This is a genomic window from Marinicauda pacifica (genome assembly GCF_004793635.1).
Classification (GTDB): Bacteria; Pseudomonadota; Alphaproteobacteria; order Caulobacterales; family Maricaulaceae; genus Marinicauda; species Marinicauda pacifica.
In genome coordinates this window covers 627385-650166 of sequence record NZ_SRXV01000003.1, presented here as the reverse complement: position 1 = coordinate 650166, position 22782 = coordinate 627385, and the positions used below count along the sequence as shown (strand labels likewise).

The following is a 22782-nucleotide window of genomic DNA, read 5'->3' as shown; positions in this document are numbered from 1 at the left end:
CGGCCATGCTAGAAAAGCGGCTCGCCCCGCCTGGAGCCCGACATGTCCGTCGATATCGACCGCCACGCCCGCCATATCCTGCTCAGGGAGATTGGCGGCCCCGGCCAGCAGAAGCTCGGCCGCGCATCGGTGTTGATCGTCGGCGCCGGCGGCCTGGGCTCGCCTGCTGCGCTCTACCTGGCCGCCGCCGGCATTGGCCGCCTGCGAATTGTCGACCCCGATACGGTCAGCTTGGACAATCTCCAGCGCCAGATCCTGTTTCGCAGTGGCGATGTCGGCGCCTCGAAAGCCGAGCGAGCGGCGGCAACGCTGGCCGCGCTCGACCCGAATGTGACCGTGGAACCGGTTGTCGGGCGCGCGACATCCGGGACGCTGCCAGACCTGATGGACGGGATGAGCCTCGTCCTGGACGGCTGCGACAGTTTCGAGACCCGTTTCGCGGTCAATGGGGCTGCGGTGGACGCCGGCCTGCCGCTCATCTCGGGCGCCGTCGGCCGCTGGGACGGTCAGGTCGGCGTCTTCGCGCCGCATCTGGGACCCGATCAACCCTGCTATCAATGTCTCGTGCCGGAGGCGCCGCCCGATGCGGCCACCTGCGCCGAAGTCGGCATTGTGGGCGCCCTCACCGGCGTCATCGGCTCACTCATGGCTCTGGAAGCCATCAAGCTGGTTACCGGGGCCGGGACGCCGCTGCTGGGCCGGTTGCACATCCAGGACACGCTGGCGGCCGAGGCCCGTGTTGTGCGCGTGGCCAGGGACCCGGCCTGCGCTGTCTGTGGAAATAGAAATTCCTAATTCTTGCGTGATTTGGGTGGTGGGGGCTTAGTCGAGGTCCCGCCGGTCGCCTTTCCAGCCCTGCCGCCGGACTCTTTCGGCGACCCACTCTCGTTAACCTTTGTAGGTCTGTCGGAAGGCGGACGTGATTTGGGGCCGTCACTCTTTCTATCGGGCATGTCAATTAACCTCAGAATCTTCGTTGTGTGTTGTAGCGCTAAGATTCTCGGCTTGAGCACTAAAGCCCCAGATTGCGAGAATCAGACCAAGTATCACGGCTCCTAGAGAAGCTAGATTTAGCAGATTCGTCGTGATCGAGTAGAATTTACACTGAGAAATCGCACGGCGCTCTTTTGTATCGTCAAATTGGCCATCGTCAATCTCGGCCTTTCTACGAAGATAGTCTTCATCCCACTGATTAATTTCTGCCTTTTTTAGCTGGGAAGAAGCGAGGTAAGATAAGAGGTTGGCTAAAAGCGTGACGACGAAGCACCCTACTGCGAAGTAAATAACGGGCGAGAAGCGACCAAAAATCTCTGCCAATGAAATAACAACTGCGACGGCGCCACCACTTAGTAGCGTGATAGCCTTATCAAACGATCGTTCTTGCTCAGCTAAGAGGGAGAGCAATGTTTGACGATGTTGCAAAAAATCGGATTTCAGAAGTGCGAGCTTCTGGCCTTTATCCACTTCCCAGCCCCCCGATCTACAAGCACGCGAGTCGGTCTCGAGCTTGATGTGTGAAGTGCCTCAAGCGTGAGCATTTATAATTATAACCACTTAAATGCGCTGAGACTACTCCGGCGGTTCGTCCTTGGCGTCACGCGGACGCCGCCGCGACACCCGGTCCTGGAAGATCGCCGCCAGTGCCGCGCCCGTCATCAGGCCAGCTATGACGCCATAGGCGATATTGCCCACCAGCCAGGCGATCAGCGGCATCGCGACAACTCCGGCCGCAAAGCCGGCTATCAACGCCTTGATGCGTGTTCGGGTGCCCTGGCCTTCAGACGCCATCAGCGGCGTTTCCTGACCTTCTTTTCACCGCGGCGCGCCAGGAACAGCACACCGGCGAACGCGACGGCGAATGCCACCCCGACGGCCGCGCCGCTGAGCCAGCTGCCCATCAGAATCGAGAACAGGGCGCCCAGCAGCACCGCGATGCCGATCAGCATCACGAAGACGCGGGGCGGGGGAAGAGTCGATTTATTCTGTTTCACCAGTGATATCCCGATAGAGCGTCCAGATCATGCGTTCGGTCGTGATGAAACCCCAATCCCGGTCCTCATGGAAGTCCGAGAGGGGGTTGGCGGCCTGAATGGCGTCGAGGCCCATGCCCTGATCGACCAGCTCCGCGACGCGGGCGCGCGCCTGCGTCAGCATGTCGATGCTCGCTTCCAGATCGGTCTCATCGGAGAGCGGGCCGTGACCGGCAATGATCTGCGTGTCGGCCTCGGCGCGATCGACGATCATCTGCATGCCGTCGATATAGCCCTGCACCGTCCCGCCATTGTCCAGATCGATATACGGGTAGCGGCCGGAGAAGAGCAGGTCACCGGCGTGGATCACATTGGCATCCTCGAAATGGATGAAGAGGTCGCCATCGGTATGAGCGTTCGGCGCGTGATAGAATCGCGCAGTCTGGCCGTTCATCGTGACGAAGTCGCCTTCCCCCACATTGACCGTGGGCAGGTAAGTGCCGGACAGCGGATCGGGGGTGTTTCCGGAGAGCTGCGACGTCACCGGATCGACCAGGGCCGGGCGGACATTGGGATGGGCCATCACCGTGGCGCCGCGCTCGGCAAAATAGGCATTGCCCTGCACATGGTCGCCGTGGAGATGGGTGTTCAGCACCAGATCGACCTCCCGGCCGTCCGAAAGCGCCTTCTGGGCCTCGTCCAGCAGCGGGGCGAACGGCGCCATCTGCGTGTCGATCATGAAGACCCCGTCTTCGCCGATCAGCACGCCGACATTGCCGGCCCGGTCGGTACGCAGCTCGTAAATCCCGTGCCCGAGATCGGTAGTCGCAACCTCGACCTCCTGCTGGGCGAACGATGCGGCGGTCAGCGCGGTGGTAACGGCAAGCGCGGTAGCAAGCGTGCGGATCATGAAAACCTCTCCGTCCAGATTGTCTCTGCAGGGCGAAGATGGGGCGGTGCGGGGCCGACGTCCAGCACTGTCGCCTTAACCTGCGATTCACCGTGTCGCCCGACACTCGATGCCATGCGGCTCTTGAGTGTGATTCTCCTTCTGGCAAGTCTCGCCGCCGGGCTTCCCCCGGCGATGGCGCAGAGCTGTGACACCCATTCAGGACTGCCCGTTCCCCGCTTTGTCTCGCTCAAGTTCGAAAGCGTGAACGGCCGGTCCGGACCCTCGCTCGGCCATCCGATCGCCTGGGAATATGTCCGGGCCGGCCTGCCCATGGAAGTGACGGCGGAGACAGCCGACTGGCGCCGGGTTCGCGATCCGGGCGGCGAGGAGACCTGGATGCACCGGCGTGTGCTGTCCGGCCGCCGTTCGGTCCTGCTTCAGGAGGACACCGCGCTTCGGGCCCGCCCCGAGACCGAAGGGGTCATCGAAGCCGAAGCCGAGGGAGGCGCGGTTCTCTGGCTTGAACGTTGCCGGACCGGCTGGTGCCGGGTGGAAGCAGGCGGAGAGCGCGGCTGGGTTCCTGCCCGGGCCCTGTGGGGCGTCTACGAGCATGAACGCGATCCGGCCGCCGAGCCGCCTGCGTCCGCGCAGTGCACCTCCGCAGGCATCGACGACAGCACCGGGCTGAGCGACTAGTCCGCCTGCCTCTTTTCTCGTGTATGATCCATGCTAGACAGGAGCTGACAGCACCCCCCGGGGCGCGCCGGGCCGGCTCATGGCCCAGCCAATCAAGGACCCATCCCTCTTGACCCAGTTTGAACGCAAGAACAGCTATTCCTACGAAGACCTTCTGGCCTGCGGCCATGGCGAGCTTTTCGGGCCGGGCAACGCCCAGCTGCCCCTGCCGCCAATGCTGATGTTCGACCGCATCGAGACCATAACCCAGGATGGCGGCGCTCACGGCAAGGGTCACATCGTCGCCGAGCTCGACATCGATCCGGAGCTCTGGTTCTTCAAATGCCATTTCGAAGGCGATCCGGTGATGCCGGGCTGCCTGGGCCTGGACGCAATGTGGCAGCTGGTCGGCTTTTTCCTTGGCTGGTCGGGTGCGCCCGGCAAGGGCCGCGCGCTGGGCGTGGGCGAGGTGAAATTCACCGGCCAGGTCACGCCCGGCGTCAAACGCGTGCGATATGTGATTGATCTCAAGCGGGTCATCATGCGCAAGCTTGTACTCGGCATTGCCGATGGCCACGTGGAAGCTGACGGGCAGGTTATCTACACTGCCAAGGACATGCGGGTCGGTCTGTTCCGCCCGGAAGAAATGTCGAAATCGGGAGCGAGTGCATGAGGCGAGTTGTCGTCACGGGCATCGGGATCGTTTCTGCCATTGGCGAAAACGCCGATGCGGTTGCCAATAGCTTGAAGGCCGGCAAGTCAGGCGTCGTCAAGGCGCAAGACTATGCCGATCTCGGTTTTCGGTGCCAGGTTCACGCGCGTCCTTCGGTTAATCCGGCCGAGCATGTGGACAAGCGCGCCTACCGCTTCATGGGCGAAGGCTCAGGCTGGTGCTACATGTCGATGGAGCAGGCCATTGCCGATGCCGGCCTGGCGCCCGATGAGGTCAGCCATGAGCGCACTGGCCTGATCGTCGGCACCGGCGGCCCTTCGACCGAGGCGATCGTCAAGGCTGCCGACATCACGCGCGAAAAAGGTCCCAAGCGGATCGGTCCGTTTGCCGTACCCAAGGCGATGTGCTCCACCGCGTCGGCCACGCTCGCCACGCCGTTCAAGATCAAGGGCCTGAACTATTCGATCAGCTCGGCCTGCACGACCTCGCTGCACTGCATGGGCGCGGCTGCCGAGCAGATTGCCTGGGGCAAGCAGGACATCGTCTTCGCCGGCGGCGGGGAAGAGCTCGAATGGTCGCTGTCCAACCTCTTCGATGCGATGGGAGCGATGAGCAGCGGCTATAACGAGACGCCGGAGAAGGCCTCGCGGCCGTTCGACAAGAACCGTGACGGCTTCGTCATTGCCGGCGGCGCCGGTATCGTGGTGCTTGAGGAATATGAGCGGGCCAAGGCCCGCGGCGCCACGATCTACGCCGAAATCCTGGGTTATGGCGCGACCAGCGACGGGTATGACATGGTCGCCCCGTCCGGCGAAGGCGCCGCGCGGTCGATGAAGCTCGCCCTGGATGAAGCCAAGGGTCGCACGGTCGACTATATCAACCCGCATGCCACGGCAACGCCGGTCGGCGACATCGCAGAGGCACGCGCCATCCGCGAAGTCTTCGGCGCGAAGCCTCCGCTTATCTCGGGCACCAAGTCGATGACCGGCCACTGCCTCGGCGGCGCCGGCGTCCAGGAAGCGATCTATTGCCTCCTCATGATGCGTGACGGCTTCGTGGCGCCCTCGATCAATATCGAGGAGATGGACCCGGAAATCGGCGATCTGCCTGTCGTCACCGAAACGAAGCACCAGGAGGTCAATACCTGCCTGTCCAATTCCTTCGGTTTTGGCGGCACGAACGGGACGCTGATCATGGGCCGGCCGGACTAGGCCTGGCGTTCACACGCGCATGAAAAAGGCCGCGGCTATACCGCGGCCCTTTTTGCTTGTCACGTTTCCCAAAGTCCCGGACGCGCTCGAAGAGCGCGGACCGGGGATACAGACTTGTCTGCCTATTCCGCCTTCACCCGGACAGGCTCCGCGAACATCGGCGCGATCTGCAAATTCTTGGCCCAGTTCAGCTTTTCGAAAATCAGAAGAGCCGTCCCGTTATAGTCGACGATGCGGTTGATCAGACCCTTGCGCGGCAGGTGCAGGGCGCTGGCCGGATAGTCGTGGTGATGGCCGTGAATGGCTTCTCCGCCGGTCAGCAGCGCGAGCATCCATTCCAGCCAGGCCGGCGCCTTGAGATGGCCGACCACATTCACACCCAGCGTTGTGGCGTGAAACTGCACACCACGCGCCGTCACGGCCGAGGCATGCAGCAGGAAGGTCAGGAGCAGCGAACCGCCCGCCACCGCCACGATGGCGTAGATCGCCGCCGGCACGAGCAGGTGGATCAGCAGGCTCATCAGATTGTAGTTGCGGTCGACGAAAGACACGCCCGGGATGTCGCGCAGCCACATCGCCAGGGGACGCTTCATGTCATTGCGGTCGCGCCAGATCAGCCAGCCGATCCAGGCCCAGGCCTTGCTCTCGTGCGGATTGTGCGGATCGCCCGGCTTGTCGGACAGGCGGTGGTGCTGGGAGTGGTAATTGACCCAGTCCTTGATCTCGCCCTGCATGGCGACGAGGCAATGCACGAGCGTGAGAATCTGGGCCGGCCATTTCAGCTCACCCGCCTTGTGCTGCCAGATCCGGTGCAGGACGCCGATACCCAGATTGCACACGACCAGCGTGGCGGCACCGACGGCCATTGCGAGCGGCACGAACCACCAGGAGAAAGCGAGACTGTCGAGGGCAAGGCCCGCGACGATCGCGCCAACGACGCCGACGACGCCGAGCAGCGGATAGATGATGGCAGCAAACACGCTGGGCCAGTTCAGGTTGGCCCAGGTCTTTTCGATGGATTGGGAGCGGGCGATCGGGGTTCGGCTCATGGAACGACAAGTCCTAGTCGACGGAGACCGCGGAGTGCACGGCCTCGGCAGGGGCAGATCAGAAGTGTCTCACGGTCTGGCAGCACTCAAAAGAGCACGGCTCACTTACAGAAACACAATTCCTGTTGTTGAAAGCTTGCGCAAGCGCGCAAGGCGTGGCTCGACGCGTGAAAGTCCATCTTGTATGTCCAGACGGGAGTTGAAGATTGGGCGGCAGTCCCGCCGCAGAGCGGACGCAACGCCAAGCCGTTGTGTTCTGGATATCCGACAAAGAGGGCCATTCCATGTCCGACACCGTTTTCCCCGCCGGCGATCTGATGAAGGGCAAGCGCGGCCTCGTCATGGGCGTCGCGAACAAGAACTCCATTGCCTGGGGGATTGCCCGGCAGCTGCATGCCCAGGGCGCGGAACTGGCCTTCTCCTACCAGGACGAAGCGCTGGAAAAGCGCGTGCGTCCGCTGGTTGAAAGCCTCGGCGACGAGCCTTTCATGGTGACCGCCGACGTGTCTGACGACGCCTCCATGGAAGCCTGCTTCAAGACCCTTGAAGACAAGTGGGGCAGACTGGATTTCCTGGTCCATGCGATCGCCTTTGCCGGCAAGGACGAGCTGCAGGGCAGCTTCACCCACAATACGACGCGCGAAGGCTTCAGGCGCGCCATGGATATTTCGGCGTATTCCTTCGTAGATGCCTCGCGCCGCGCCAGCGCCCTCATGCCTTCGAAGGAAGAAGGCGGCGGCTCGATCATCTCGATGACCTATCTCGGCTCCGAACGCGTCGTGCCCAATTACAACGTGATGGGCGTGGCCAAGGCGGCCCTGGAAGCCTCGACCCGCTACATCGCCCGCGATCTCGGCCCGCTCGGGATTCGCGTGAACGCGATCTCGGCCGGCCCGATGCGCACACTGGCCATGGCCGGTATTTCCGGCGGCCGCACCCTGATGAAGACGGGCAAGGACTGGTCCATGCTCAAGGAAGACACCACGATCGAAGGCGTGGCCGGCTCCGCCCTCTACCTGCTCTCCGATCTCGGTAAATCGTGCACCGGCGAAGTCCTGCATGTCGATGCCGGTTTTCACGCGGTCGGCGTCCCCGATATCGAGGACGGATCCTAGAACGGCGAAGGCAACCGCCGCGTCGTCCCGGAGCCGTGCGCCGGAGTGACAGCAGCGGGTTCGACCGTGGCCCTACCGGTCTGCCGCGCGCCGCGCGACCAGACGGGCGCGATAGGCACGAAATGCGGCCAAGCGGCTCGGCGGATGGCCTTCGGCCTCGCCCAGCGCGATGGCCCTGTCCAGCGCGGCCAGGGCATCCTCGTAGCGCTGGGTCTGTGCCAGCGCATTGGCGCGCACCGCCACGACCTCGACATTGTCCGGATAGCGCGCTTCGAGCGCGTCGAACACGGCGTGTGATGCAGCCTCCTCACCGGCGAGCGCCAGTTGAAAACCGGCCAGCCCCAGCTCCATCGCCTGTGGCACGAAGCGCCATCCCAGCGCCGTCTCCCGGTCGTCGAACCAGGCCCGGACACCGGCTGGGCCGCCGCGCCGGCCGGCTTCGACCACGGCGCCTTGCTGGTCGGCGAACGGGTAGATGAAGCCGAGCGCCCGGTGCAGGCCCTCGGGCACGTTGGTAAAATGGTTCTCGCCTGGACGGATTTCGAACGTCCAGTCGAGCCCGGTTGGGTCGCGGGCCTCAAGTTCGGCAGCGAAGCGCTCGCCGTCCGGTACGGTCGCGCCGCCATCGGTCTCGCCCACGCCCATGTACAGGACGCGGCCGGCCATCGGCGTCATCGCCGCCTCGTCCAGCCGGTCGAACAGGATCCGCTCGGCGACCCAGGTGCTGGCGCCCAGCGCGATGTACGCGTCAAAGGCTTCCGGCGCGGTCAGCAGCTGATTCAGCGTCATCACCCCGCCGAAAGAATGGCCGAATAACAGCTCGACGCCATTGGTGCGGTAGCGCGCCTCGATCAGCGGAAGCACCTCTGCGGTAACGTGGGCCAGATAGGCATCACCGCCGCCGGTGCCCGGATAGCCGGCGTCGGCGGCCGGAACCAGGTCGAGATTGCGCTCCGGATTGTACAGCCCGACCACGAGATGCTCGGGGATGCGGCCCCAGCGTGCATGGTAATCCAGGGTCGCGGCGACCAGATCGAACTGCCAGATCGCGTCGGTCAGGACGAAGACCGGATAGGTCCGGCCCGGCTCGGCCGCGTAGCTGGACGGGACCTGCACGATCAGACGCCGGGTCTCGCCGAGCCGATCGGACTCGATTTCCAGGTCCGTCCGGCGTTGCGTCAGTCCAGCCGGGTCTGCCCAGGCCGGCATTGCAAGACCGAAAACGGCAACCAGGATTACGGCGCGCAACATCATGGGGAGCCTCCTGAACTCGGCAATGTCCGGTCTAGCGCGCCACGTCGCGCGCCGTCTTGCACGATCGTGACCCCGGGTCAGGCGCCGAACCAGGCGGCAAAGGCGCTGGCGGGCAGACCGATCTGCCGGCGGAAGGCATTGGCGAAATGGCTCTGATCGGCGAAGCCGCAGTCCAGCGCGATGTCGGCCAGACCCTCTCCGGCCTGGATTCGTCCCTTGGCCAGTTCGAGCCGGCTGCGCAGAAGCAGGTCGTGAGGCGTGCTTCCGGTCAGGCGGCGGAAGCGGCGAAAGAAGTACCCTCGGCTGGTTCCGGCCTCTGAGACCAGATCGTCGAGGCTCGTTACAACCGCGCTGGCGCCGTACATCCGGTCCAGAAGCGGCGTCAGGCCGGCCCGTCCGATCAGTGTATCCCCGGGCAGCCCGGGCACTGTGTAGCGCGCGGCAAGCTGGTCGATGATCGCATCCATTACCGAGGCTGCGGCGGCCGGATCCGGACGGCTGGCCCGCATCAGCTCGTACATTGCGCCGGTCAGCCGGCCCAGCGCCGGATCGCGGAACCGTGCCACCCGCCGGACGCCGGCGTTCCCGGGATGGCGCGCAGCGAGACGCTCCGGTGCGATATGCAGGTGCAGGGCCTGGATCAGGCGCCCGGACCAGGTCACGGTCTCGGCGGTCCGGGCGGGATAGAGGCCGAGCGTCCCCCGCGCGGCGAAGAAGCGCTCCTGCCCGGCGCCGTGGCGTCGAGAAATCTCGGTCTCGGTCTCCGGATAGTAGGACAGCACGTGCCATCTGCGCCGGGCCAGGTCGAGCTCACACCCTGCCGATTTCTGCCACTCGGCGCTCCAGCCCGGCCCATTGAAGGGCCGGGCGGTCAGAAGCGTGTTCTCGGGAATGCGAGCCTGCACGTGCACTCCGATCCTGATTGTGCCAGCATTCACCTTGCGCCGAGCCCACACCCCGGGGCAAGCCGGTGTGAGGCCTCGAACGTGCAGGCAGCCTAGCGGCCCGGTATGGAACCCCGCCGTAGCTTCAGGCCGAAGAGCGGTCTCAGAACGTTCACCCGGCGCACGATCTCGAAGCCGATGATCGCCCCGCCAAAGGTCGCGAGCGTCAGGAGCGCGAACTCGGTCCAGACCCCGAAGCCGAGCCTGGTCAGCGCGTAGCCGGCGGCGACGGTGATCGTCTGGTGCAGGATGTAGACTGGAAAGACCGCCTCGGTGAGGTAGCGCCGCGCCGGTCCGTCCGCCGAGAGGAAACGCCGGGCAACTCCCAGCAGGGTGAGAATGGCCGTCCAGGCATAGACCACCCGTCCGGAGCGCGCGGCCCACAGTTCGACGGGGCCGGTCGTGAATGCTTCCCAGTTTTGCCAAACGACCGTGAGCCCGGCGCCAAGAACAAGTGTCAGCGTCAAGGCGTAGGGCAGGGTCCGGTCCACGCATTGCCAGAAGCGCTCGCTGCGCGCCGCGAACACCCCGTAAAGCAGATAGGTCAGGCTGATTGCGTGATTGGCCCAGTCCTCGACCAGGTTGTGCGTGGTCTCGAAATGAGGAACCAGCAGGACCCGGTAGGCCAGGAATGGCAGGACAGGAAGGGTCAGCGCCACCAGCGGCCCGAGGCGCGTGGCAAGCAGAGCGCCGAACGCGGCACCGGGGCCTCGCCCGACCCGTTTGAGCAGTCGCAGGACCGGCGCAAGCAGAAGTGCGTAGACGAAGAGATAGACGACGTACCAGAGGTGGTTCCATGTCGGGACCTCGATCCCGGCTATCTCCCATCCGATGATGTAGCGCGGCCAGAACGCGAGGAGTCCCTGCTCGATCTCGCCCGCCTCGCGCAACTGAAAGTAGGTCTGGGGCATCACCACGACGATCATGCCGAACACGATCACCGGAAGCAGACGGACGATTCGTTCACGCGCAAAGCGCCATGCACCCCCATGCTTGTCGTGGAGATAGGCGAACGCCACCCCGGAGATGAAGAAGAGCAGCGAGAGGCGCCAGGGATTGAGCAGGCTCATGAGCGGCTCGGCGCCCGGTCCTGCATGCACGCTTTTCACGTGCCACTCCCAGGGCGTGTAGAACATGCCCACGTGGTAGAAGACCAGCAGGGCGAATGCGATGATACGCAGCCAGTCCAGATCGTAGCGGCGGGTAGAATGCGTGCCGGCGGGCATGGTCGGGGTCTCTCCTCAGATCGTGCGCTCAGGAGGCCCTGTTTCGACGCTGGCGGCACGCCTGAAGGGACGGGGGGAGGGCCGGCGGGATGGACGGTGCCACGCCGGGGACAATCGGCGGCATGTCCGGGGCAAGCGGCGTGCAGAGACGCTAGGCGGAGACGGCGACACCCGCCATGATCGCCCTCTTCTTGAACCGCCGCTGCGATCCTGACCATGACGACCCCCGATCTTGAACACCGTGTCCTGCGCCACGCCTTCGCCTGCTTCGCGATTGCCTCGGTCGGTTTCTGGCTGGTCAACGGTCTTTCCGCGGCGGAGGAATGGCGTCGCGCCGGCGAGACCGGGGGCTGGGTCCGCGCTCTTGTCCTCGAAGGCACCAGCAACCTGACCATCCTCGCCCTGTTCGTGCCCGTGGCCCTGCTTGAACGCCGCGCCCCTGCCACGCTGGACTCCTGGCGCACCTCGCTGCCTATCCATCTTCTGGGCGGGACGGTGTTTTCCCTGGTCCATATCGCGGCCATGAACGCCATGCGCACGGTGTTGTGGCCGGTTCTTTTCGGGCGGCAGTACGGGCTGGACGGCCAGCTCTGGGGCGAACTGGTCTATGAATACCGCAAGGACGTGCTGTCCTATGCGCTGATCCTGGCAATTCTCGCGGTCTTCCGGGCGCGTGAAGACGCGGTGCAGCAGGCCCGCGCTGCCCGCAGGGATGCCCGGGCCGAGAATATCATCACACTGCGCTGCGGCGGGCGCGAACTGCGCCTCCCGGCCGGCGAAATTCTGTCAGCTGCGGCTGCGGGCAACTACGCCGAAATCCGCACGCGCGCCGGCAGCCACCTCGCCCGCATCACGCTGACCGAGCTGGAGCGGCTGCTGAACGAGGCCGGCCGCGACCCGGTGCGGGTGCATCGCTCCCATCTTGTGGCCCGCCAGGCGGTGCGTGAGATCATCCCGGCCGCAGACGGTGATGCGGAGGCGGTCCTGGAGGACGGCGCCTGCATCCCGGTCAGCCGGCGCTTTCGCGACCGCCTGAAGGGCTGACCCCGTCCCGACCGTCCCTACCGCGACAGCCTTCTTTTCCACAGGCGAAATCTCGCAGGCAACGGAGAGTGTTTAGGATTTGGTTGTGAGCGTCCGTATAAGCCCTCCCCGGAGCAGGGTTATCACCCCTGCGGGGACAAAAGGGACATCCATGAAACTTGCTATGATTACCGGAGCGAGCCTGCTCGCGTTGACCGTTGGCGCACCGGCCCTGAGCGATCCCGGCGAGGATCGAATTGCCGAACTTGAAGCGCGCATCGAGCAACTTGAAGAGACTAATCGCCGCCTGCTCGACTATCTCGAGGCGCAAGGCGCGCTGGACCCGCGCGCTCCGGCCGCGACCGCTGCACCGGCCCGCGACCTGACCCATACGGCAGCGCGCGAGACCGATGACCCGGAAGTGCTGACGCGTCCCGAAGCTGCGCCAGGCGCAGAGCCGTCGCGTACGCTCGGCGACCAGTTCGTCGGCATGAACTCGGCCTATTCCTTCGCCATGCTCGACCACGCCGAGACGACGAATACGCGGCAACTTGTCCAGCTACGGGCGATCCAGAGCGGTGAACTGAACAACCGGGTCACCCTCGGTGGCGAGATCACCGTGCTGGCCGACTATCAGGAATCCAATTCCAACACGAAATTCGGGTGGCTGATGCGTCACCCGACCTCGGCCAACCAGATTGGCGAGACGGTGTCAGAGTTCGTGATTCACAATGCGCAGATCGCGGTTACTGGCCGGCTGACGAACGATATCACCAGCTATGTCGAGCTTCTTTACGATCCTGAGCAGAGCTTCGGCTCGGGCACATTGACCGATCTCAACCGCAACCAGATCCAGCTGCGCCGGGGCTGGGTGATGTGGGGCAATCTGGACGAGCGCCCGGTCTACGTCGCCGTCGGCAAGATGGACACGCCCTTTGGCCTGAACGACACGGTCAGCCCGTTCACCAACTCCACGAACTGGCATGCCTTTGCCGGCCTCGCCTATGGGGGTCTCGCCGGCTACTACAATAATGGCCTCCACTTGCGGGCCATGGCGATCCAGGGCGGGGCTCAGTTCCGCGCTCACAACGCGCCGGTCGAAGACACCGCCGTGCCGAGCCGCGTGAACAATTTCGCGCTCGACGCCAACTACACCGCAGCGCTCGATGCGGGCAGCGTCATGGTCGGGGCGAGCTACACCCATGCGAGCGCGTATTGCCAGGCTTATCCGGTCTTCCACTTCAACCCGTGCGACGACAACAACCCGGCCTGGGCCGTCTATTCGCGCGCCGAACTCGGGGCGTTCGAGTTTCTCGCCGAGTATGGTAGCACGACCGATGCCTGGCCCGGCACGGCCTCGCCGGTGCCGTTCTATACCCAGTTCGAAGCGGTCAAGGCGGAGTCGTTCACCCTGGGCGGGCGCTACTGGATGACTCTTCACCGCGAGGACGATTTCGCACTTAGCGCCGATTTCAGCCGCTTCATCTCCGGCGATGACGGCGCGCCGTGGGAACGTCAGGACCAGTACGTACTCGGGGCCTCCTACTTCGTGGTGCCGAACGTCAATCTGTTCGGCGAAATCATCCACACCAAAGGCTGGGTGCCGCTCAACTTCCTGTCTGGCGGCAACTTTGCCAACGGGACGAGCTGGTCGGAGTCCGACGCCGAGACCAATGTGATCGCGGTCGGCGTACAGGCGGCGTTCTAGCGTCTCCGCCTCACCGGCAGACCTCTGGCCTGACCCGGCGCAGCCGAAGCGCAACAAAAAACCCCGCCAGCTTCTGCTGGCGGGGTTTTCATATTCCAGGCTTTGAAAGCCGGAGGCGGGAGGATCAGCCCTCGTCGCCCTTGGCCATTTCTTCGCCCGTCTCCTGGTCGACTTCCTTCATCGACAGGCGGACCTTGCCGCGATCATCGAAGCCGAGAAGCTTCACGTAGACTTCCTGGCCTTCGGAGACGACGTCCTTGGGATGGTTGACGCGCTCTTCCTTCAGCTGGGAGACGTGAACCAGCCCGTCCTTGGGACCGAAGAAATTCACGAAGGCGCCAAAGTCCATGACCTTGACGACCTTGCCCTTGTAGATCTGGCCCTCTTCCGGCTCGGCGGTGAGACCGTGGATCCAGTCGAGCGCCGCCTTGATCGAGGCGCCGTCCGAGGACGAGACCTTGATCACGCCATCGTCGTTGACGTCGACCTTGGCACCGGTTTCTTCCACGATCTGGCGAATGACCTTGCCGCCCGAACCGATCACGTCACGGATCTTGTCGACCGGGATGGTGATCGTCTCGATACGCGGCGCGTACTGGCCGACTTCTTCGCGGGCGCCGGTCAGGGCCTTGTTCATCTCGTCCAGGATATGGGCCCGGCCGCCTTTGGCCTGGTCCAGAGCCGTCTGCATGATGTCCTGGGTAATCCCGGCGATCTTGATGTCCATCTGCAGGCTGGTGACACCCATCTCGGTGCCGGCCACCTTGAAGTCCATGTCGCCGAGGTGATCCTCGTCACCCAGAATGTCGGACAGGACGGCAACCCCGTCCGGATCCTTGATCAGACCCATGGCGATGCCGGACACCGGGCGTGCGATCGGCACGCCGGCATCCATGAGGGCGAGCGAGCCGCCGCACACGGTCGCCATGGAGGACGATCCGTTGGATTCGGTGATCTCGGAGACCAGGCGCACGGTGTACGGGAAATCCTCGACGCCCGGCATGACGGCGCGAAGGGCTCGCCAGGCCAGCTTGCCGTGGCCGATTTCGCGGCGGCCGGGAGCGAGGCGGAAGCTGGTTTCACCGACGGAGTAGGGCGGGAAGTTGTAATGGAGCATGAAGCGCTCCTTGTACGTCCCCGTCAGCGCGTCGATGAACTGCTCGTCCTCGCCGGTGCCCAGCGTTGCGACGACCAGCGCCTGGGTCTCGCCACGCGTGAACAGGGCCGAACCGTGCGTGCGCGGCAGGATGCCGGCTTCGGACACGATCGAGCGGACCTCGTCCAGCTTGCGGCCGTCGATCCGTTTGCCGGTCTTGATGATGCCGCCGCGGACGACGCTGGATTCAACGCCCTTCAGCACATCCTTGAGAACCGCCTTGTCGACGCCATCCGGATTGTCCTCGCTAGCAGCAAACGCATCGACCGCTTTTTGCTTGGCGGCACCGACGGCTTCCTGACGCGCGGTCTTGTCCTTGATCTTGTAAGCCTTCTCGATGTCGGACCCGACGAGGTCCTTCACCTTGGCTGCAAGATCGGAATGATCTTCCGGCGTGTAGTCCCACGGCTCTTTCGCCGCTTTTTCGGCAAGATTGATGATCGCGTCGATCACCGGCTGGAAGGCCTCGTGGCCCGCCATGACGGCACCGAGCATGATCTCCTCCGAGAGCTCCTTGGCTTCGGATTCGACCATCATCACCGCATCGCCGGTGCCCGCGACCACGAGATCGAGCTCGCTGTCGTCAAGATCGGCCACGCTCGGGTTGATGACGTATTCGCCATTCATGTAGCCCACGCGCGCAGCGCCGATCGGGCCCAAGAAGGGCAGGCCGGACAGAACCAGCGCGGCAGACGCGCCGATCATGGCCGGAATATCGGGATCGTTTTCCAGATCGTGGGACAGAACGGTCAGCATCACCTGGACTTCGTTCTTGAACCCCTTCGGGAAGAGCGGGCGGATCGGCCGGTCGATCAGGCGAGACGTCAGCGTCTCCTTGTCGGTCGGACGGCCCTCGCGCTTGAAGAAGCCGCCGGGGATCTTGCCCGCGGCGAAATACTTCTCCTGATAGTTCACGGTCAGCGGGAAGAAGTCCGCGCCCGGCTTGGCTTCTTTCACGCCAACAGCGGTCGCGAGGACAGACGTCTCGCCATAAGTGACCAGCACCGCACCGTCAGCCTGACGGGCCATGCGGCCGGTTTCCAGGGTCAGCTCGCGGCCGGCCCACTCAATCGTCTCTTTTTGAATATCGAACATGTTCTCTCATACGTACGGATGGATCCCGGCGGTGTCGGGATAGTGAAACGCCGGCGCGCCCGTTGGCGGCCGGCGTTTCGCATGGGTCGGTCTAGCGACGCAGTCCCAGCTTCGCGATCAGGGCCTTGTAGCGATCGTTATCGATACGGGCCAGATAGTCGAGAAGCCGGCGGCGCTGGGAAACCAGCTTCAAGAGCCCCCGCCGGGAATGGTTGTCTTTCTTGTGGGTCTTGAAGTGTTCTGTGAGGTTGGCGATCCGCTCGGTCAGCACCGCAACCTGGACTTCCGGAGATCCGGTGTCGTTGGCTTCGCGGGCATTTTCCTTGATCAGTTCGGCTTTGCGTTCAGCGGTGATCGACATGTGTTTCGGTCTCGTCTCGGTATCGGGTGGATGTCAAAGGCCCGGCCGGGATACCGTCCAGCAGGGTCCATCTTCGAACGGGCCTTATCAACGAAAGGGCGCACGAAGGCAAGGAGAATACCCTTCGCGGGCGCTGGCCCTTACAGGCCTCAGCCTGTCGTGTGTCGCAACTCTTATATGGGCAGTGTCCCGGTAGCTGCCAAGGGGTGCGGCGGCTGCCGCTAACCCCACTGGAAGACACGGACGGGGGCGAACCTGCCTGCTTTCGCCTCGCCGATCGCGATAGCCCGGTCATGGCCCATGGCCAGTGCGGCGCGCGAATAGTCCTTGCCGGCAATTTCGCGCGGCTGGCGGGCGGCCTTGAGGGACTGAGCCGCGTTCGGCAGCAGCACGATGGCACGACCCTGGCGCAACTCGAAAACCTCGTCCTCGGTGACAGCGACACTGGGCAGCTCGGCCAGGGCCGTCTCCAGCGGAAGCAGGGCTTCATCGGCGCGCCCCTCTTCGGCCAGGGCGCGCAGCCCATCCAGGGTGATCGAATTGGCAGCATCGAAGGGGCCGACCTTGACGCGGCGCAGTGCCGCGACATGGGCGACCGTACCCAGCTCGGCGGCCAGATCGCGCGCCAGGGCTCTGACATAGGCGCCCTTGCCACAGCCCATCTCCAGCACTGCGAGATCCGCCTCGGGCATGCCGAGGAGGTGCAGGTGTGAGATTTCGATCTCTCGCGCTTGCAGCTCGACCGTTTCTCCGGCCCGCGCCAGATCGTAGGCGCGTTCGCCATCGACCTTGATGGCCGAATAGGCGGGCGGAATCTGCTCGATCGTGCCGGTGAATGCGGGAAGTGCGGCGCGCAGCGCTTCCTCGTCCGGGCGGACCGGACTATCCCGGACCACTTCGCCCTCGGCATCGAAGGTCGTGGTTTCCTCGCCCCAGCGCACCGTGAAGCGGTAAACCTTGCCCGCTTCCTGAGCGAATGGCACGGTCTTGGTCGCTTCGCCCAGGGCGATGGGAAGGACGCCGCTGGCGAGCGGGTCCAGCGTCCCGGCATGGCCGGCTTTTTTCGCATCGAAGATACGCCGGACCGCCGACACCGCTTGTGTCGACGTCATGTCGAGCGGCTTGTCCAGATTGATCCAGCCGTGGACCGGCCGGCCCTTCTTGCGCCGTGCCATGGCTAGCTCTCGCCTCCATCGCCCTCGAGATCGCGCTTTACGCCCGGTCGGTCGAGAATTTCTTCCACATGCTGGGCTTCCTCGAACCGGTCGTCGGGCCGGAAGACCAACTTGGGCGTGAACTTCATCTCGATCTGGCGGCCCAGCTCTTTCTGAATGAAGCCATGGGCCCGGTTGAGGCCGGCCGCCACGACGTTCGGGTCTTCCAGACCCAGGGCGGAGATGAACACCGTCGCATGGCGCATGTCCGGACTCATGCGCGCCTCGGTGATGGTGATCGAGACACCATCGAGCGCGCGGTCATGCAGATGACCCTCGGCAATGATGTCGGCAACCGCGCGGCGGACAAGTTCACCGCCGCGCAACTGGCGCTGGGATTGGGTCTTCATGGGTGTGTCCTCGTTTCCGCTCGGACGGGCCGGGATCGAACCGGAGCGCCCCTGGAAAGGGGGCGGGTGATACGCGCTCGGCTGCAAGCTGGCAAGCCCTAGCCGCGCACCACCATGAGGCCGCCGGCAAAAAGAAGCGCAACTCCTGCAATACGGATCCAGTTGGCCGGCCTTACCTCCAGCCCGAGAAGGCCGTAATGGTCGAGAACAAGCGAAAGCGTCAGTTGCGCCGCGATCAGGGTTGCGAAGAATGCGCCCGCGCCGATCTTGGGTGTCGCCCAGGCTGCGGTGGACACGAACAGCGCACCCAGCACGCCGCCGGCTATCCACAGGTGGGGCGGGACCCGCGATACTGTCTCTGCACTCGGCAAGCCGGTGCGGATGACGAGCGCGCCGACAATCGCGAAGAGCACAGTCGCCCCGGCGGTGAAACTGACAAGGGCGGCCCGCAGGGGTGAACCGAGGAGAGCCGCGAGCTGGCTGTTGAACGCGGGCTGGGTCGCCACTGCTCCGCCGGCGAGGGTCACCATCAAGATGGGAAAAAGCTGGGAGAGATTCATCAAACCCCTTTCAAATTCCTGGGTCCGTCACAAGGCAAACCCGGTCCGCGCAAGAGCGTTCCGCGTCTGGCCGCATTGTCTGCGTTGACTCTGAATTGAATTCAATTCAGTTTCATTCCAGAATACGGGAGAAGCTCGATGACGAGTCCGCCAGTCGCCCATCCGACCGGTGCCGCACCGCGTGTCCGGCCCCGCGGCCGGGAGAGCCGGGAGAGGCTGATCGATGCGGCCCGGAGCGTCCTCATTGGTGGCGAGGGACATGCCGAAATGTCCGAGATCGCTGCGCGGGCCGGTGTGTCTGCGGGGCTGGCCTATCACCACTTCGGCTCGAAGGATGGGCTCGTCTCCGCTGTCGTGGAGGACTTCTACGCCCGCTACGACCGGACGGCGAACGCGACCTATCGCGGTGAAAGCTGGCCGCAGCGGGAAATACAGCGCGTACGCGCCAGCGTGCGCTTCCTCGTCGAGGATCCGTTCACCGCGACCCTGTTCGGGCCGCTCGGCCGCTCGACACCGGTTGTCAACGCCGAGGCAAGTTGCATGGCCCGGCTGGTCGAACGCGGCAGCCAGAATATCGCCCGCGGGCAGGCAGACGGGGACCTGCCCCGTCAGGTCGATCCGCACCTGGCCGCTGCCTTCGTCCTGGGCGGCCTGCGCCAGAGTGTCGGCGCGGCCCTCCTTATGGAAATCAGGCCCGATCCCGAGCGGCTGGCCGGCGCCATCTGGATTCTTATTGCGCAAAGTCTGGGCCTGAGAGAAGGGAGCAAGTCATGACCGAACCGCGCGGCAAGACGGTCGAACGTTCCAGCGATCTGTTTACGGCCGACCTCGCCGGCACCCACCGGCGCTCCACTGTCCAGACAATCGCGCCGGACCCCGAGACGCTCGCGCTCTACGACCGGGACGGATTCGTGATTTTGAAGGGCCTGATCGAGACGCAAGTCCGCGAGCGCGCGGAAGACGCCCTGCGCGGTGTGCTGGGCCCGACCGGACGTAATAATTTCGAAGGGTTCAACACCCAGCGCGCCTATGCGCTTCTAGCCAAGACACGGGCGCTCGATCCACTCATCGCCCATCCGCAGATTCTTGGATTCCTTGAGGCGCGCCTGCACGCGCATCCGCTTCTTTCCGCCTGTCTGGCCATCAATATCGGCCCGGGTGAATCATCGCAGCTACCTCACGCCGACGACGGTTTCTACCCTGACATGCGGCCCGATGCCCGCCATGGCCTTTCCGTGATCTGGGCTTTCGATTCGTTTACCCGGGAGAATGGCGCGACGTGCGGCTGGCCTGGCAGCCATCTCTGGCCGGCCGGCCGCGAGCCCGGCCCGCAGGACCCTGCTGTCACCGCCATCATGGACCCCGGCGACGCGCTGGTCTTTCACGGCGGGTTCTGGCACGCCGGCGGTGAGAATGTCACCGGCCGGAGCCGGCTCGCCCTGACCGCGCAATATTGCGCCCCGTGGCTGCGAACGCAGGAGGCCATGGCTCTGGCGGTCCCGCCGAACGCCGTGGCCGGGCTCGAACCGCCGCTGCCTTCCCTGCTGGGCTACCAGATCCATCCTCCGTTCATGGGTCACGTGGACGGCATGCATCCCAGGCGGCTCTTGGGCACCTGACACAGAAAAGGGCGGCCCGCCGGGAGCCGCCCTTTTCGTGACATTCGCGAAGATCGCAGCTCTAGAGCGTGCGTTTGAACTCTTCCACGGTGAAGCACTCGATCTTATCGCCGACCTGGATGTCGTGATAATTCTCGAAGCCCATGCCGCACTCTGTCCCGGCGCGCACTTCACTGACCTCGTCCTTGAAGCGCTTCAGCGTAGACAGCTGGCCTTCGTGGATGACCGTGTCGTTGCGCAGCAGGCGCACACCCGAACCGCGGCGCACCACGCCTTCGGTGACGCGGCAACCGGCGACCTTGCCCAGCTTGGAAATATTGAAGACTTCCAGCACTTCGGCATAGCCGATGAAGGTCTCGCGCTTTTCAGGCGCAAGCAGGCCTTCCATCGTGTTCTTCACATCGTCGAGAACATCGTAGATCACCGAGTAGTAGCGGATCTCCACGCCCTCGGCCTCGGCCAGCTCTCGGGCCTGCTTGTTGGCGCGCACATTGAAGGCGAAGATCGGCGACCCGGAGGTCTTGGCCAGCAGAACGTCGGATTCCGACACGCCGCCCGGCGCCGCGTGAATCACGCGGGCGCGCACTTCTTCGTTGCCGAGCTTTTCGAGCGAACTCGAGATCGCTTCGGCTGACCCTTGCACGTCCGCCTTCACGACCAGGGCCAGCTCCTGGACCTCGTTGTCCTTGAGCTTAGCCATCATCTGCTCGAGCGAAGCTCCGCCCGAGCTCATGCCGGAGGACTTGTCGCGGCGCTGGCGCTGGCGATAGTCGACGAGCTCGCGGGCCCGGGACTCGCTCTCGACCACGGCAAAGAGTTCACCGGGTTCCGGCGCGCCGTCCAGGCCGAGAATCTCCGCCGGCAAAGACGGCCCGGCATCCTTCATCTGCTGGCCGCGCTCGTTAACCAGCGCACGCACCTTGCCCCACTGGGAACCGGCCACGACGATCTGGCCGCGTGACAGCGTGCCGCGCTTGACCAGGACCGTGGCAACAGGGCCGCGGCCCTTGTCCACCTGGGACTCGATGACGACACCTTCGGCCGACCGGTCGGGATTGGCCTTCAGCTCGAGAATTTCCGACTGCAGGGTGATGGCTTCGGCCAGCTCTTCCAGGCCCTGCTTCTTGAGCGCGGACACCGGTATGGCTTGGACTTCGCCGCCCATCTGCTCGACGACGATCTCGTACTGCAACAGCTGCTGCAGGACCTTGTCCGGATTGGCGTCGGGTTTGTCGACCTTGTTCACGGCAACGATGATCGGCACACCCGACGCCTTGGCGTGATTAATGGCCTCGATCGTCTGCGGCATGACGCCGTCATCGGCCGCCACCACGAGGATGACGATATCGGTCGCCTGGGCGCCGCGCGAACGCATCGCGGAAAAGGCCGCGTGGCCCGGCGTATCCAGGAAGGTGATCTTGTCGCCGCTCTTGAGCTGAACCTGATAGGCACCGATGTGCTGGGTGATCCCGCCGGCTTCACCTGCGGCCACGTCAGTCGACCGCAGGGCGTCTAGCAGGGAGGTCTTGCCGTGGTCGACGTGGCCCATGACGGCCACGACCGGGGCACGCGGCTGCTTGCTCTCTTCGGGATCTTCCGAGGAAATGAAGCCAGTTTCCACGTCGGCTTCGGACACCCGTTTCACCGTGTGGCCGAATTCTTCCACGATCAGCTCGGCGTCATCGGCGTCGAGCGTATCGTTGGCACGCACCATCTGGCCCTGCTGCATCAGGAATTTCACGATATCGGCAGCGCGCTCCGCCATCCGGTTGGCGAGTTCCTGAACAGTGATGTGTTCGGGCACGACGACTTCGCGAGCAACCTTGTCGCGGCCCTTGCCCTGTTGAGCACGGCGTTGCTTCTCGCGTTCGCGCGCCCGGCGCATCGAGGCGAGCGAACGCTGGCGATCAGAGTCGTCCTCTACGATGTTCTGGATCGTGAGCTTGCCCTGGCGGCGCTTGGGCTCCTTGGAGCGGGTCGCGGACGACTTCTCCGGCGCCGCGGCTTTTTTCTTCACGCGACCGCCCATCTCTTCGAGCAGGCTGCGCTCGTCTCCGCCGGCATCGCCGTCGTGCTCTTTGGGCGCGCGGTCCTTCTCCGGCTTGCGCGAGGGCTTGGCACGGTCGGCATCTTCAGGCGGCATCGCGGCAGCCGCGTTCTCGGCCTGGATGCGCGCCTCTTCCTCGGCTTTCAGACGGGCCGCTTCTTCCTCGCGCGCCTTGCGTTCTTCATCTTCGGCGCGCTTCTGCTTCTCGAGCTCCTCGCGCTGCTCGCGATCGCGGCGCTCAAGCTCATCGGCCTCGGCCTTGCGCTTGGCATCACGGTCGGCCGCTTCGGAACGAGCACGCATGATCGCCTGCTGACGCTTCAGCAATTCCTCTTCGGACAAACCGAGCTGCTTGGCCTTGGCAGACAACGCAGCGCGCGCGGCGCGCGCCTTGTCCTTGGAGGTCTGCGGCGTCTCCGGCTTGGCATCCTGGACCGGCTTGTCTGCGCCGGGACCGCCAGTGCGCTTGCGCTTCTTCTCCACAACGACCTGTTTGGACCGGCCGCGGGCAAAGCTCTGCTGCACCGTGCCTGAGCCGGAGCCGCCTCGGTTGCCACCCAGGGAGAGGGGCTTGCGCCCGGAAGTGTTGCGTTCGTCAGCGTCGCTCATGCACGTCCTTGTTCGCGGCTCTTATGCGACG

The 22782-nt window shown here is 64.5% G+C and carries 23 protein-coding genes; 9 read left to right on the top strand and 14 right to left on the bottom strand.

Annotated features, from left to right (window positions below):
• Window positions 1-42: 42 nt before the first annotated feature.
• A complete protein-coding gene (locus E5162_RS13025; protein WP_135945681.1) occupies window positions 43-795 on the top strand; it encodes a HesA/MoeB/ThiF family protein in 753 nt (250 codons plus the stop codon).
• 159 nt (window positions 796-954) lie between these two features.
• Here E5162_RS13025 and E5162_RS13020 read toward each other — a convergent pair whose 3' ends face one another.
• From E5162_RS13020 to E5162_RS13010, 4 genes are all read right to left on the bottom strand, one after another.
• Window positions 955-1464 carry a hypothetical protein gene (locus E5162_RS13020; protein ID WP_135945680.1) on the bottom strand — a complete coding sequence of 170 codons (510 nt, stop codon included), beginning with the start codon at window positions 1462-1464 and terminating at the stop codon, window positions 955-957.
• A 105-nt stretch (window positions 1465-1569) separates the two neighbouring features.
• A complete protein-coding gene (locus tag E5162_RS13015; protein WP_135945679.1) occupies window positions 1570-1788 on the bottom strand; it encodes a hypothetical protein in 219 nt (72 codons plus the stop codon).
• On the bottom strand, window positions 1788-1991 hold the full coding sequence (locus E5162_RS14775; protein ID WP_158291306.1) for a hypothetical protein: 204 nt from the start codon (window positions 1989-1991) through the stop codon (window positions 1788-1790). Before E5162_RS14775 ends, E5162_RS13015 begins: the two co-directional genes overlap by 1 nt.
• Window positions 1978-2880: an MBL fold metallo-hydrolase gene (locus tag E5162_RS13010; RefSeq protein ID WP_135945678.1), complete on the bottom strand. Its 903-nt coding sequence runs from the start codon at window positions 2878-2880 to the stop codon at window positions 1978-1980. Before E5162_RS13010 ends, E5162_RS14775 begins: the two co-directional genes overlap by 14 nt.
• A gap of 114 nt (window positions 2881-2994) precedes the next feature.
• Here E5162_RS13010 and E5162_RS13005 point away from each other — a divergent pair, with 114 nt between their 5' ends.
• The 3 genes from E5162_RS13005 (at window position 2995) to fabB (ending at window position 5421) form a co-directional block, all read left to right on the top strand.
• Window positions 2995-3558, top strand: a complete 564-nt coding sequence (locus tag E5162_RS13005; RefSeq protein ID WP_135945677.1) for an SH3 domain-containing protein — start codon at window positions 2995-2997, stop codon at window positions 3556-3558.
• Between the two features lie 109 nt (window positions 3559-3667).
• Window positions 3668-4210: a 3-hydroxyacyl-[acyl-carrier-protein] dehydratase FabA gene (gene fabA / locus E5162_RS13000; protein ID WP_233342175.1), complete on the top strand. Its 543-nt coding sequence runs from the start codon at window positions 3668-3670 to the stop codon at window positions 4208-4210.
• Entirely contained in the window at window positions 4207-5421 is a 1215-nt protein-coding gene (gene fabB, locus E5162_RS12995) for a beta-ketoacyl-ACP synthase I (RefSeq protein WP_135945675.1), read from the top strand. Before fabA ends, fabB begins: the two co-directional genes overlap by 4 nt.
• 122 nt (window positions 5422-5543) lie before the next feature.
• Here fabB and E5162_RS12990 read toward each other — a convergent pair whose 3' ends face one another.
• The gene (locus E5162_RS12990) at window positions 5544-6470 is read right to left on the bottom strand and encodes a fatty acid desaturase family protein (protein ID WP_135945674.1); all 927 of its coding nucleotides are present in this window, start codon (window positions 6468-6470) and stop codon (window positions 5544-5546) included.
• Window positions 6471-6754: 284 nt separating this feature from the next.
• Here E5162_RS12990 and E5162_RS12985 point away from each other — a divergent pair, with 284 nt between their 5' ends.
• Window positions 6755-7585 carry an enoyl-ACP reductase FabI gene (locus E5162_RS12985; RefSeq protein ID WP_135945673.1) on the top strand — a complete coding sequence of 277 codons (831 nt, stop codon included), beginning with the start codon at window positions 6755-6757 and terminating at the stop codon, window positions 7583-7585.
• Between the two features lie 72 nt (window positions 7586-7657).
• On the opposite strand, the gene E5162_RS12980 is transcribed toward E5162_RS12985, so the two are convergent.
• The 3 genes from E5162_RS12980 to E5162_RS12970 all read right to left on the bottom strand — a co-directional run bounded on the left by E5162_RS12980 (window position 7658) and on the right by E5162_RS12970 (window position 11009).
• Entirely contained in the window at window positions 7658-8839 is a 1182-nt protein-coding gene (locus E5162_RS12980) for an alpha/beta hydrolase-fold protein (RefSeq protein WP_135945672.1), read from the bottom strand.
• A 77-nt stretch (window positions 8840-8916) separates the two neighbouring features.
• Window positions 8917-9744 carry a helix-turn-helix transcriptional regulator gene (locus tag E5162_RS12975; protein ID WP_135945671.1) on the bottom strand — a complete coding sequence of 276 codons (828 nt, stop codon included), beginning with the start codon at window positions 9742-9744 and terminating at the stop codon, window positions 8917-8919.
• A gap of 92 nt (window positions 9745-9836) precedes the next feature.
• Window positions 9837-11009: an acyltransferase family protein gene (locus tag E5162_RS12970; RefSeq protein WP_135945670.1), complete on the bottom strand. Its 1173-nt coding sequence runs from the start codon at window positions 11007-11009 to the stop codon at window positions 9837-9839.
• A 216-nt stretch (window positions 11010-11225) separates the two neighbouring features.
• Between E5162_RS12970 and E5162_RS12965 the strand changes: the two genes are divergently transcribed.
• Entirely contained in the window at window positions 11226-12053 is an 828-nt protein-coding gene (locus E5162_RS12965) for a LytTR family DNA-binding domain-containing protein (protein ID WP_135945669.1), read from the top strand.
• Window positions 12054-12204: 151 nt separating this feature from the next.
• Window positions 12205-13740 (top strand): hypothetical protein, encoded by a 1536-nt coding sequence (locus E5162_RS12960; protein WP_135945668.1) that lies wholly within the window; start codon window positions 12205-12207, stop codon window positions 13738-13740.
• A gap of 124 nt (window positions 13741-13864) precedes the next feature.
• On the opposite strand, the gene pnp is transcribed toward E5162_RS12960, so the two are convergent.
• From pnp to E5162_RS12935, 5 genes are all read right to left on the bottom strand, one after another.
• Window positions 13865-15991, bottom strand: a complete 2127-nt coding sequence (gene pnp / locus E5162_RS12955; protein ID WP_135945667.1) for a polyribonucleotide nucleotidyltransferase — start codon at window positions 15989-15991, stop codon at window positions 13865-13867.
• Window positions 15992-16082: 91 nt separating this feature from the next.
• Window positions 16083-16352, bottom strand: coding sequence for a 30S ribosomal protein S15 (rpsO, locus tag E5162_RS12950; protein ID WP_135945666.1), 270 nt, complete (start codon window positions 16350-16352; stop codon window positions 16083-16085).
• A 221-nt stretch (window positions 16353-16573) separates the two neighbouring features.
• Window positions 16574-17527 (bottom strand): tRNA pseudouridine(55) synthase TruB, encoded by a 954-nt coding sequence (gene truB / locus E5162_RS12945; RefSeq protein ID WP_135945665.1) that lies wholly within the window; start codon window positions 17525-17527, stop codon window positions 16574-16576.
• A gap of 2 nt (window positions 17528-17529) precedes the next feature.
• Window positions 17530-17916 carry a 30S ribosome-binding factor RbfA gene (gene rbfA / locus E5162_RS12940; RefSeq protein WP_135945664.1) on the bottom strand — a complete coding sequence of 129 codons (387 nt, stop codon included), beginning with the start codon at window positions 17914-17916 and terminating at the stop codon, window positions 17530-17532.
• Window positions 17917-18014: 98 nt separating this feature from the next.
• A complete protein-coding gene (locus tag E5162_RS12935; protein WP_135945663.1) occupies window positions 18015-18476 on the bottom strand; it encodes a DMT family transporter in 462 nt (153 codons plus the stop codon).
• A gap of 138 nt (window positions 18477-18614) precedes the next feature.
• On the opposite strand from E5162_RS12935, the gene E5162_RS12930 reads away from it, so the two are divergent.
• Together E5162_RS12930 and E5162_RS12925 are read left to right on the top strand one after the other, a co-directional pair.
• On the top strand, window positions 18615-19250 hold the full coding sequence (locus E5162_RS12930) for a TetR/AcrR family transcriptional regulator (protein WP_135945662.1): 636 nt from the start codon (window positions 18615-18617) through the stop codon (window positions 19248-19250).
• On the top strand, window positions 19247-20095 hold the full coding sequence (locus E5162_RS12925; protein ID WP_135945661.1) for a phytanoyl-CoA dioxygenase family protein: 849 nt from the start codon (window positions 19247-19249) through the stop codon (window positions 20093-20095). The genes E5162_RS12930 and E5162_RS12925 overlap by 4 nt, the downstream gene beginning before the upstream one ends.
• 61 nt (window positions 20096-20156) lie before the next feature.
• Here the strand turns inward: E5162_RS12925 and infB are convergent, their stop codons facing one another.
• Complete coding sequence (gene infB / locus E5162_RS12920) at window positions 20157-22751, bottom strand: translation initiation factor IF-2 (RefSeq protein ID WP_135945660.1); 2595 nt, start codon at window positions 22749-22751, stop codon at window positions 20157-20159.
• Window positions 22752-22782: the final 31 nt, after the last annotated feature.

Excerpts from the sequence above, each read along its gene's own strand:
- E5162_RS12985 (WP_135945673.1), top strand. The coding sequence starts at position 6,755 with ATGTCCGACACCGTTTTCCCCGCCGGCGATCTGATGAAGGGCAAGCGC.
- E5162_RS13025 (WP_135945681.1), top strand. The coding sequence starts at position 43 with ATGTCCGTCGATATCGACCGCCACGCCCGCCATATCCTGCTCAGGGAG.
- E5162_RS13015 (WP_135945679.1), bottom strand. The coding sequence starts at position 1,788 with ATGGCGTCTGAAGGCCAGGGCACCCGAACACGCATCAAGGCGTTGATA.
- E5162_RS12930 (WP_135945662.1), top strand. The coding sequence starts at position 18,615 with ATGACGAGTCCGCCAGTCGCCCATCCGACCGGTGCCGCACCGCGTGTC.
- E5162_RS12960 (WP_135945668.1), top strand. The coding sequence starts at position 12,205 with ATGAAACTTGCTATGATTACCGGAGCGAGCCTGCTCGCGTTGACCGTT.
- truB (WP_135945665.1), bottom strand. The coding sequence starts at position 17,527 with ATGGCACGGCGCAAGAAGGGCCGGCCGGTCCACGGCTGGATCAATCTG.
- rpsO (WP_135945666.1), bottom strand. The coding sequence starts at position 16,352 with ATGTCGATCACCGCTGAACGCAAAGCCGAACTGATCAAGGAAAATGCC.
- infB (WP_135945660.1), bottom strand. The coding sequence starts at position 22,751 with ATGAGCGACGCTGACGAACGCAACACTTCCGGGCGCAAGCCCCTCTCC.
- pnp (WP_135945667.1), bottom strand. The coding sequence starts at position 15,991 with ATGTTCGATATTCAAAAAGAGACGATTGAGTGGGCCGGCCGCGAGCTG.
- E5162_RS12925 (WP_135945661.1), top strand. The coding sequence starts at position 19,247 with ATGACCGAACCGCGCGGCAAGACGGTCGAACGTTCCAGCGATCTGTTT.
- E5162_RS12965 (WP_135945669.1), top strand. The coding sequence starts at position 11,226 with ATGACGACCCCCGATCTTGAACACCGTGTCCTGCGCCACGCCTTCGCC.
- E5162_RS13005 (WP_135945677.1), top strand. The coding sequence starts at position 2,995 with ATGCGGCTCTTGAGTGTGATTCTCCTTCTGGCAAGTCTCGCCGCCGGG.
- fabB (WP_135945675.1), top strand. The coding sequence starts at position 4,207 with ATGAGGCGAGTTGTCGTCACGGGCATCGGGATCGTTTCTGCCATTGGC.
- E5162_RS12935 (WP_135945663.1), bottom strand. The coding sequence starts at position 18,476 with ATGAATCTCTCCCAGCTTTTTCCCATCTTGATGGTGACCCTCGCCGGC.
- rbfA (WP_135945664.1), bottom strand. The coding sequence starts at position 17,916 with ATGAAGACCCAATCCCAGCGCCAGTTGCGCGGCGGTGAACTTGTCCGC.
- E5162_RS12980 (WP_135945672.1), bottom strand. The coding sequence starts at position 8,839 with ATGATGTTGCGCGCCGTAATCCTGGTTGCCGTTTTCGGTCTTGCAATG.
- E5162_RS12990 (WP_135945674.1), bottom strand. The coding sequence starts at position 6,470 with ATGAGCCGAACCCCGATCGCCCGCTCCCAATCCATCGAAAAGACCTGG.
- E5162_RS12970 (WP_135945670.1), bottom strand. The coding sequence starts at position 11,009 with ATGCCCGCCGGCACGCATTCTACCCGCCGCTACGATCTGGACTGGCTG.
- E5162_RS13010 (WP_135945678.1), bottom strand. The coding sequence starts at position 2,880 with ATGATCCGCACGCTTGCTACCGCGCTTGCCGTTACCACCGCGCTGACC.